Origin of the sequence: Pseudobutyrivibrio sp. OR37 (assembly GCF_900113655.1) — a bacterium.
GTDB lineage: Bacteria > Bacillota > Clostridia > Lachnospirales > Lachnospiraceae > Pseudobutyrivibrio.
Genome location: NZ_FOQF01000052.1, coordinates 1 through 10059 on the forward strand (window position 1 = coordinate 1; position 10059 = coordinate 10059).

The window sequence follows — 10059 nt, forward strand, 5'->3', positions numbered from 1 at the left end:
TTTGAATCTCTGAAATACTTTTATGAAGATGCCCCTGAATATCATGTTATTGTGGCAGGATCTCTTTTAGGTGTGGCCTTACATGAAGGTATTTCATATCCTGTTGGAAAGGTAACAACATTAAATCTTTATCCACTGAATTTTAGGGAATTTCTATATGCTGTTGGCGAAACAGGCCTAGCTGATGCTCTTAAAACAAAAGATTATACTTTAATAGATAGTTTCTCTGAAAAATATATTTACCATTTAAAAAACTACATGTATGTAGGTGGCATGCCAGAAGCTGTAAACGCTTTTTTAAATAACAGTGATTACTATACCGCTAGAGAGATTCAAAAAGAAATTATACTTCAATATAAAGGCGATTTCGGCAAACACATTTCTGCCAATGAAGTAGTTAGAGTTAATATGGTTTGGGATGGCATCCCAATGCAATTAGCGAAAGAAAATAAAAAGTTTTTCTTTGGACAAATAAAAAAAGGCTCACGTAGTAGTGAATTCGAAAAAGCTATACAATGGTTAGTTGATAGTGGTTTAGTATATCGTGTTCATAAAGTAAATGAGCCTCATGTTCCTCTTTCTGCATACAAGGAGCTCTCATTTTTTAAACTATTCTTTTTGGATATTGGTTTGTTAGGTGCTATGAGTGAATTGGATTTACATTCTATTATCGAAGGTAACAGCCTATTTGTGGAATTTAAAGGTGCCCTAACAGAGCAATATGTTTTACAACAAATTATTAGCGATACTGAGTATTCACCATATTACTATGGGACTGAATCGGCTACTTTTGAGCAAGACTTTCTTATTCAAAAAGGAATGGATGCTGTCCCAATAGAAGTAAAGGCAGAGACTAATATTCGCTCTCAAAGTTTAAAGGCATATTATGATAAATTCCACCCTACTACTTCTATCAGATTATCCTTACTAAATTATAAAGAGCAGGAATGGATGGTTAATATTCCACTTTATGCTGTATGTAATATGTAGTAGCTATGATAGGCTTACATGGAGATTTAATTATCTATGAGTAACGAAGGACATCTATGTGATCAAAGATGCCCTTCATCATAGCAATATTGATACTTCCAAGCATTTAATTAAAAGCTTTAATTCCCTTTAAAACATGTCCATTATTATCAAACAACGCTTGATTTTCCCACTCGTTGCCTTTTCCTTTTTCAGCCCCTACACCTTTTAGCTGATACCATACTGGTTCCCAATAATATATGCCATCTATACATTCTTCACTTTTTGCAATATCCACAATCTTTTTTAGAGCTAGGAACTGATTTTCTGGCGTTGCATCCATATTCATTGTATTGCGTGTTAACTCTCCAGTGACAACATTTGGTGTATCATCATTAGATACATCTGTATATGGAAATGCTGTTTCTGCAATTATTACTTTCTTTCCAAATACATGATATGCATTTCTTGCGTTTTCGATAAATTTCTCATATGGACCAGCCCAATATGGATAATAGGACAATCCTATGTAATCATAATTTCCTATACCATATCTGTTAAGATTTCGAAAAAAATCCTCTGTTTGTTTTGTTTCAGCTCCACATTCAATATGTATCATAATTTTAGGCATTAAATAATCAGCATCAGTGACCGATTTTACGGCATCTATTCCTGCATTCAGAAATCTAGAAATATATTCAGGATTGTCAAGTGTACCATAGTCCCATAACAAGCCTCTACCAATTTCATTTCCAATTTGTACAATGTCAGGCCACGCATTATTATTTTTAAATTCAATCAACGAATCTAAGGTATATTTATAAATTGCATCACATAATTCGTCGACATTTTTTCCAATCCATGCCTTTGGAATTATCTGCTTTTGCCAATCAGCCCAAAAATCGCTGTAGTGAAAATCTAAATATATCCCTAAGCCTTTAGCCTTTGCCCTTTTTGCAATTGGTAATGTATTGCTTACATTACAATAATCGCCTCTATCAAAAGACAATGTGGGGTCATTAAACAACCTAAGTCTGATACTATTTATCCCATGATTTTTTAGAATATTTAATGCATCATCTTCTTTTCCGTTTTCATCATAAAATACGGCTCCACAATCTTCCATCGCCTGTAAAGATGAAACATCTGCTCCTATAAGAAAACTCATTCTCCCGTCTCTCTTTCTATTCTCTTTGTCGAATCTCGTAAAATAAGCTGATAGCCTAATAATTGCCTATGGGGTATTTCGTTACCATGCAATAATTCATATAGATTTTTAGCTGCTGTCCATCCTAAATCTCTTGTATTGAACTCCAGGGCTGTAATAGGTGGATAGTGCATTTCAAGAACAGAGCTATCGTAAAATGATGCGACCTTAATATCTCTTGGCACCATAACATTTTCAGCTTTTAATCTATTTAAAACATTGACACAAATATTGTCATCCATGCAAACAATGCACTCTATTTGGTTTTTCAAGCAATCATCTAATGCCTGTGCTGTTCGATGTGGATATCCCGCTTCATCAAAAATGTATCTTGTATCTAAAGAAATATCATTTTCAATATGTGCTTTAAAGAATCCGTTATATCTACTTTGAGTAACAACATGTGTCATATCAGCGCATAATAATGCCAACCTTCTATATCCCATTTTTAGAAGCAATGAGGTTAGTTCTTTGCAACCGTTTTCTTGGTCTACATCTACCTGATATACATTGTCATCCTCATATGAGCCAATAACGATAAAGGGAACCTTGTGCGCTTTTAAGAATTCAATATCTATGCCATTTTTAATTGTTCTCGTTAGAATAACTCCATCAACTTTATGATGTTTAATGATTTTCTCCAACTCACTTATATCCACAGCACTAATTTTTATCGGAATAACATTGTAATCTCTTGTAGCATAATAATCTATTACACTCAGTAGTGTTGCCTGAAAATATGGCATTTCAGCAAAGTTATCTTCTCCTGGAAGAGTTATGCAAATATTTTTTGTCTTCTTATCACTAAATTCTGCATTTTTGTTTTTAAGAACATACCCATTTGCCTGAAGATATTCCTGAATACGCTCTTTTGTTTTTATTGCTACTCTTCCATTCCCTGATAATGCTCTTGAAACAGTAGTTTGAGAAATATTCAGTTCTTCCGCTATTTTCTTAAGCTCTATTTCTTGCATATTAGCTCCTTAAATACAATCCGATATTTCTTATTTGTCCCATAATTTCAGGAGAATCTATTTCAATCCCAACATCAACTTGTGTGCCTGCTTCAAGAGATATGTCCAAAGTTCCTCTAGTCCAAATTCTATCGGATGGATAGATGTTTATTTCTCTTCTATAATCTGCTAATTCAATATATGGCTTTACACAAACTCCCGTTGTATTATCACCTTTGTATTCAACGACTAAGCTATAGTCTCCCGTTTCTTTTATTGTAACGATTTGGTGCAATTTAAAATATACATTTCCCTTACTTTGAAAACTAAATATTTCTACATCATCGATTGCCTCTATTTTATAGTTAACATTATTTGACTTATTGTAATTCCAATTACTTAAATCATTTGTAAATCCTGAGTTAAGTAAAATATTAGTACCATTAATAGGTTCGCTACAATCATCCGAATATCTTAGTTTTGAATACATATTTCTTGCTTCATCTGCACCTATTGGAAATGAACTATTCATCATTGTCAAAGTTTTCAAAGGCTTTCCTTCTGAATCCACAATCCCCATACAATATCCCCAGGAAGATGAATTGTCTGCTCGCATAAATGGTTCCCAATAAAAGAAACCCTTCCCTCTATTGTTATTTACCCCATTTATTATTCCTGAAATAATTTTTAAAGCCTCATACTGACCATCTTCGGAAGCAGGAAGACCTCCCAGTCGTTCCTGACCCTTTCCAAATAATGAATCATCACCTAATTTGTGTGCATACGCCACTTCAGCGATTATTAAATCTTTATGGTATCTTTCCTCTAATTTATTCAGGGTTTCATCTAAATCCTGATATGTGCCATGCCAAAATGGATAGTAAGATAACCCAATAATATCGAAATCTTCTACCCCGTTTCTCATTACAGCATCAAACCATTTTTCATAATAATGATAGCGTCCGCCTTGGTCTAGATGTAGCATTATTTGGATAGCCTCTCCACCTTTAGACTCTCTAACGCCCTTTATCCCAGCATTTATCAGTTTGGCCAATGTCCTGAAATCCTCACTACTGCCATCTGGCCATAACATTCCACATCGTATTTCATTACCTACTTGAACCATTGAAGGAGAAACATCATTATCTGCCAATGTATCAAGAACATCTTTTGTATATTCACATACTGCATCTATTAATTCTCTACCATGAAGATATTCCCAATCCTTTGGTTTATTTTGATTACCTGGATCTGCCCACCAATCTGAATAATGAAAATCCAATAAATATGGAATGCCTATTTCCTTAATTCTCTTTGCAAGCTTTATAGTTTCATCTAAACTACAGTATCCACCAGATTCAGGTATATTAGATGGGCTATTCCAAATGCGTATACGAGCATAGTTAAATCCCTTTTCTACTGCATAATCCAAAATATCTACAGTATTACCAAATTCATCAAAGTATTCATATCCTTTGTCTAACATTTCCTGATAAGAAGAAATGTCCATTCCCTTAATGTAATTCATAGTATCTCCATTAGATAAAAGGGTCAGTAAAAAACTGGCCCTTTTTAATTTTATATTCCGTTAGCTTCTTTATACTCAGTATACTGCTTTATGAATTCTTCTGTAAAAGCATCAACTCCAGCATCTTTTAATGCCTGGTGGAATTCCTCAATAGACTTTTCTGTGTCCTTGCCATAAATTCCAAGCGCAAAGCTCTGTTGATATTCTGAAACAACTGATTGAACAGCTGTATATTGATTCTGTACTGGCGATGGATCAAATGTGAATCCAGTCTGTTCTGGAATAAACTCCATTTCATCACAATGCTCACCGTAAGCTACAGCTCTTTCATCAAGACCAGCTTCATCTGGCTCGTCTTGCCTATTGATTGCCCATGCCCAACCATTCCATGGGTAATCTGCAGCTTTATCTAGTGTAACCCTATTTCCGTCAGCATCTAACTCATAATGTGTACCTTCAATTCCACCTAATAGTAGTCGGTTAAGGTCTACATCACTCTTCATATAATCAAGTACAAGTGCAGCTCTTTCAGGATCAGCTGATTTTTCTGTTATGGCTGTCGCATCAACGGAATATGCACCTCTGGAACGCTTAGTATCAGGTGTAACATCATAAACAGCATATGTTCCAAGACCTGATGATTCTAAATTATCACCTGCAGTAAACACTGAGCTATTCCATACAAATGCTCCTGATGTACCATTTTCAAAATATGACTGTGAGTCTGTTGTATCATTTATTGCATTTGCAGACCAAACTCCTTTGCTAGCTAAATCAGCCATCTGGAGTGCATAATCAGTGTAATAATCTGACATATATGCATACTCTATATCCTCAGGAGCTGGAGCTTTTTCAGAATTATTAGCCTGATACAAGAAATCATATCCTTCAGTAACTCCTTGCAATGTATTTTCTTGACAGAACAATGTGAATAACTGCTCTCTGTTAGCATTTGTATTTAATGCGGTAACACCAGTCTCTGATTGCAGATTTGCCAATTCTTCAAGATATGTTTTGAAATTGTCCCAGCTGTCAGGTGTTGTAAGCGAATACTTATCTATCAAATCTTGTCTAACAACTGCACCGTTGTACGCTGTAAATGTTGCCTTTCCTTTAGGTACTGCATACACATCACCATTAATTGCAATTTCCTTCCATGCTTCCTCTGGAAGCTCTGCGTAGGTATATGGCAAATATGTCTGTATAAACTCATTATCAAGTTTCTTAAATGCGCCAGCAGCAACCTCATCATTGTAATAACACCAAGATGCTGTATATATCAAATCTACCTGTTCACCACCAGAAAGGAGTAATGAATATTTAGTTGCGTAATCGCTCCAATTCAAAAACTCAATATCAAGTGTTGTGTTTAAGTTTGGTTCAAAATATTCTGAATTAGCCTTCTCCAAAACAGTGTCCATATCTGCAGGTTTATCACCTAATACATACATTACAATTGTTTCTGGTGTAGAGAAATTAAATCCTTTTCCTGCATATGGACTATCTGCTGATATAGCTGAATCATCTGAACCTTCAGCAGTAGTCTTTCCGTTAATAGTGTTAGCAGAACCAGAACTGTCACCACATGCCACCATTGACATTGTCATCGTTGCTGCTAAAATTGCCCCCACAATTTTCTTCATCCTTTTCTTCATGGTATCCTCCTCCATTATTCTCTTTTTATTATCAACCCTTAACTGCGCCAAGAGTTAATCCCTTAACAAAGTATTTCTGCAAAAATGGATATAATAAAACAATTGGACCTGTTGCAATAACAGTCATGGCCAACTTTAATCCTTCTGATGGCAGCTGACCTACCTGCATGCCAGTTAATACTGCTATTCTTTTTAGTGCTTCTGAACTATTTAGAATATTCTGCAGAGTATACTGTAAGTTCCAATGCTCTCCCGTACTCATAAACAACATACAGTTATACCAATCATTCCAATAAGCCAATGCTACAAATAAGGTTATTGTTGCCACCAAAGGCTTTGCCATTGGAAGAATGACTTTATAATAAATACAAAAGTCACCAGCACCGTCAATTTTTGCGGCTTCAACCATTTCAAATGGAATACCTTTCATAAAACTTTTAGCAATAATCATATTCCAAACAGAAAACATACCCGGGAGAATGAGAGAATAAATTCTGTTGGTGAAACCTAAATATGTTGTGCACAAAAGATAATAAGGTACTAATCCACCATTAAATAACGTGGTGAAAAAGAAGAAGAATGAGAAGCCATTCTTCCAAGGAAAATCCTTTCTGGCCAACACATAACCTGTCATAGTAGTTAAAAATATAGATAAAACTGTACCTACAACTGTTACAAATATTGTTACCCCATAGGCCTTCAATATTGTTTGAGGACTTTTAAAAGCCATCGCATATGCTTCTGTCGAAAAATCCTTAGCTGTTAGCCACAATTTATATCCTGTTGTTACTATTGTGCTTTCTTTAGTAAATGAACCCATTATTATTAAATAAAATGGAATTACACAAGCTAGGGCAAAAAGAAAAACTAATATATATCCAATAACTTCAAATATGATTTGATCTTTACCTTTTATTTTAGAACCCATTTCTATCCTCTCAATCTACTAGAATAATGTATAATCTGGAGCAATCTTCTTAACAATCCAGTTTGCAGTTATAATTGTTACAAAGCATAATAAAGATTGATACAATCCAGCGGCAGCTGTCATTCCAACATCAGGAGTGGTTAATAGCAATCTATAAATATATGTATCCAAAATATCTGATGATTTAAGTAATAATTGATTAGAGCCAACCAATTGATAGAACATACCAAAATCACCTCTAAAGATATTTCCAAGTGCTAATAGTGTCATAATCATTACTGTTGGTTTCAACGAAGGAAGTGTAATATACCGTATCTTCTGCCATACATTAGCTCCATCAATAGATGCCGCCTCATATAAATCCTGACTTATTCCTGCTATAGCGGCTAAATAAATAACCGTTCCATATCCTGTCTGCTTCCATAATCTAACGCAAACCATTATGATAGGCCATAATGCTGTATTGCTATATATACTGTATTTTTCTCCACCTGCTGAAAGCAAAATTGAATTCAACACTCCATTGTCGCCAAAAATATTCAGCATGATAGTAGAAACCACAACCCATGAGATGAAATACGGCAAGAACATAAAGCCTTGTGCAAATTTCTTAAACACCTTGTTATTCAACTCACTTAATATAATTGCGAATCCAACCTCGAATATCATTCCAAAGATTATAAAAGCAATATTATAGAGAAGTGTATTTCTTGTTAGTTGCCAAACCTTATTTGAAACAAATAAGAACTTAAAATTGTCTAATCCAACCCATGGACTACCAAATATTCCGTCAGCGTATCTGTAATTTTTAAAAGCTAATACTATTCCAGCCATTGGAATATAGCTAAATACGATTACATAAATTAATGCTGGGACTAACATTATTAATAAGACTTTGTTTTTAGAAATTAATTTACCCATATACCCTCCCATTTTTGCGCATAATTGCGCATATTTGCAAAATTCATTGTTTTTGTGAACATTCTATGAACTTGCTTTGTGGTATTATTCTAGCTCTATTAATGGCCCTAAACAATTCTCACAACCACTAAGATTTTTGCGCAATTATTATAAATTAAAGCAAAAATTAGGCATAAAATCTGCGCAATTATAAAATAATTGCGCAATCATTAGATAATACGATGCATATTTAATAGTTTGTTCGTTTCCCTAATCCTCGCTTTGGGTATATTATTAATATGCAAACGCTCTCCACTAACCACTAAATATATAGACACCCATGCTAGACCACTCGTCACTGATGGCGAAGTACGTCAGATTCAACAGTTGCTAAAAAAATATGTCAGAGCAAGTGATAAAGAGGAAGCCGTCAAAGCTTAAAGGAATTGGCGCGAAAAAAAACATCTTCTTTCGTTAATTAGGTAAATAGCTTCATTTTGCTTCTCCTTGTCGTTTTTTAGGCTAATTACACATTTCAATAAACTGTCCCCTAAAAAATAATCAAATCTAGATATTTCAAAGTGCACAGTAATCAGATAATATTTTCTCCAACAAAAGGAGGAGAACTTGTTATGTATGAATTTAGCGATTTTAAAAAGATTGATATGCACTCGCATATTGGAACCTGGGGTAATCCATTTAACTTTTGTGGGGATATTAATTTAGTTATTGATTTGATGGATAAATTTAATATTGAAAAGACCGTCCTATGCCCATCCGATTCTTCTAAAAATGCGGATATTCTAGAAGCTTATGAAAAGGCTAAAGACAAGATTATTCCAGTGCCTTGGGTTGATTGTACAAAAGAACAAGCTGCCTATGACGAACTAGAATATTTAATTCGTGATAAAGGCTGCAAGGGGGCAAAGATACAATCTTTATTTGATGGCTATGCTGCTGATTCTCCAATAGTAGATCCAGTAGCTGAAATCTGTGAATCCTATAATGTGCCTTTCTTTGTGCATTCAGGACATGAACCTTTCTCATTGCCTTGGCAGATAGGACTTTTAGCAGAGCGACATCCAAAATGTAAATTTGTAATGCTTCATATGGGGCATGGCCATGGAATATATGTTGAGGCAGCTCAGACTATTGCTAAAAGATATAAAAATATATGGCTTGAAACTTCTGGCACTTCAATGACTGCTCAGATTTTCAATGCATATAAAAACGTGGGAAATGACAGAGTTATGTTTGGACTAGATACGCCATTTCATGCACCAGAGGTAGAAATCCAAAAGATTCTTTCTTGCCCATTAAAAGAAAAGGATTATGAGAACATATTCTATAACAACGCAAAAAACTTTTTAGGATCACTTTTAGATTAGGGGGGCACATTCATGGAAAAGACTAGATATAATCAAAAAGATATTGCTGTAGTTGGGCTTATGATTGCTTTAGTATTTATTGGGACCTTTTATTTTAAGATACCAACAGCCTTTGGATACACTCATTTAGGGGATTGCATGATTATTCTTGCAACATGCCTGCTCGGTACCAAAAAAGGTGCTATAGCGGGAGCATTAGGCGCTGGCCTTGCCGATTTCATCGGTGGATACACAGCTTGGGTATTGCCTACAATGGCTTTTAAAGCAGCCTGGGTCCTTGTGATGGGATTTATTGCATTTAAGTTATTTAAGAACTTTAAATACAACCTTTGGATTGGAGCTATAATTGGAGGACTTGTACACATAGCCTTATATACACTTATAAAAATACCAATGTTTGGCATTGCTTATGCACTATCTACCCTTATAACCCTTAGCCTTCAGACATTAAGCGGAATAATACTTGGAAATATCCTTTATGGATTGATGAAAAACAAGATTAGGTTGGAAGCTGTATAAAAAATATAGATA

The 10059-nt window shown here is 34.7% G+C and carries 9 protein-coding genes; 3 read left to right on the top strand and 6 right to left on the bottom strand.

Annotated features, from left to right (window positions below; all coding sequences use genetic code 11):
* Window positions 1–990 (top strand): ATP-binding protein (locus BM097_RS15335; RefSeq protein WP_143085009.1); only part of this gene is annotated, 990 nt, incomplete at its 5' end.
* Window positions 991–1096: 106 nt separating this feature from the next.
* On the opposite strand, the gene BM097_RS15340 is transcribed toward BM097_RS15335, so the two are convergent.
* The 6 genes from BM097_RS15340 to BM097_RS15365 are packed head-to-tail and all read right to left on the bottom strand — an operon-like array spanning window position 1097 to window position 8161.
* On the bottom strand, window positions 1097–2137 hold the full coding sequence (locus tag BM097_RS15340; RefSeq protein ID WP_090552399.1) for a glycoside hydrolase family 53 protein: 1041 nt from the start codon (window positions 2135–2137) through the stop codon (window positions 1097–1099).
* The gene (locus tag BM097_RS15345) at window positions 2134–3150 is read right to left on the bottom strand and encodes a LacI family DNA-binding transcriptional regulator (protein ID WP_090552403.1); all 1017 of its coding nucleotides are present in this window, start codon (window positions 3148–3150) and stop codon (window positions 2134–2136) included. The genes BM097_RS15340 and BM097_RS15345 overlap by 4 nt, the downstream gene beginning before the upstream one ends.
* A 1-nt stretch (window position 3151) precedes the next feature.
* Window positions 3152–4657, bottom strand: a complete 1506-nt coding sequence (locus BM097_RS15350; RefSeq protein ID WP_090552407.1) for a glycoside hydrolase family 53 protein — start codon at window positions 4655–4657, stop codon at window positions 3152–3154.
* A 50-nt stretch (window positions 4658–4707) separates the two neighbouring features.
* Complete coding sequence (locus BM097_RS15355) at window positions 4708–6312, bottom strand: ABC transporter substrate-binding protein (RefSeq protein ID WP_177197487.1); 1605 nt, start codon at window positions 6310–6312, stop codon at window positions 4708–4710.
* Between the two features lie 31 nt (window positions 6313–6343).
* On the bottom strand, window positions 6344–7240 hold the full coding sequence (locus BM097_RS15360) for a carbohydrate ABC transporter permease (protein WP_090552416.1): 897 nt from the start codon (window positions 7238–7240) through the stop codon (window positions 6344–6346).
* A gap of 18 nt (window positions 7241–7258) precedes the next feature.
* Window positions 7259–8161 (bottom strand): ABC transporter permease, encoded by a 903-nt coding sequence (locus BM097_RS15365; RefSeq protein WP_242944735.1) that lies wholly within the window; start codon window positions 8159–8161, stop codon window positions 7259–7261.
* 611 nt (window positions 8162–8772) lie between these two features.
* Between BM097_RS15365 and BM097_RS15370 the strand changes: the two genes are divergently transcribed.
* Window positions 8773–9528: an amidohydrolase family protein gene (locus BM097_RS15370; protein ID WP_090552422.1), complete on the top strand. Its 756-nt coding sequence runs from the start codon at window positions 8773–8775 to the stop codon at window positions 9526–9528.
* A gap of 12 nt (window positions 9529–9540) precedes the next feature.
* A complete protein-coding gene (locus tag BM097_RS15375) occupies window positions 9541–10047 on the top strand; it encodes an ECF transporter S component (RefSeq protein ID WP_090552425.1) in 507 nt (168 codons plus the stop codon).
* Window positions 10048–10059 lie beyond the last annotated feature (12 nt).

Coding starts and splice junctions, on each gene's coding strand:
- BM097_RS15360 (WP_090552416.1), bottom strand. CDS start 7,240: ATGGGTTCTAAAATAAAAGGTAAAGATCAAATCATATTTGAAGTTATT.
- BM097_RS15365 (WP_242944735.1), bottom strand. CDS start 8,161: ATGGGTAAATTAATTTCTAAAAACAAAGTCTTATTAATAATGTTAGTC.
- BM097_RS15350 (WP_090552407.1), bottom strand. CDS start 4,657: ATGAATTACATTAAGGGAATGGACATTTCTTCTTATCAGGAAATGTTA.
- BM097_RS15355 (WP_177197487.1), bottom strand. CDS start 6,312: ATGAAGAAAAGGATGAAGAAAATTGTGGGGGCAATTTTAGCAGCAACG.
- BM097_RS15375 (WP_090552425.1), top strand. CDS start 9,541: ATGGAAAAGACTAGATATAATCAAAAAGATATTGCTGTAGTTGGGCTT.
- BM097_RS15340 (WP_090552399.1), bottom strand. CDS start 2,137: ATGAGTTTTCTTATAGGAGCAGATGTTTCATCTTTACAGGCGATGGAA.
- BM097_RS15370 (WP_090552422.1), top strand. CDS start 8,773: ATGTATGAATTTAGCGATTTTAAAAAGATTGATATGCACTCGCATATT.
- BM097_RS15345 (WP_090552403.1), bottom strand. CDS start 3,150: ATGCAAGAAATAGAGCTTAAGAAAATAGCGGAAGAACTGAATATTTCT.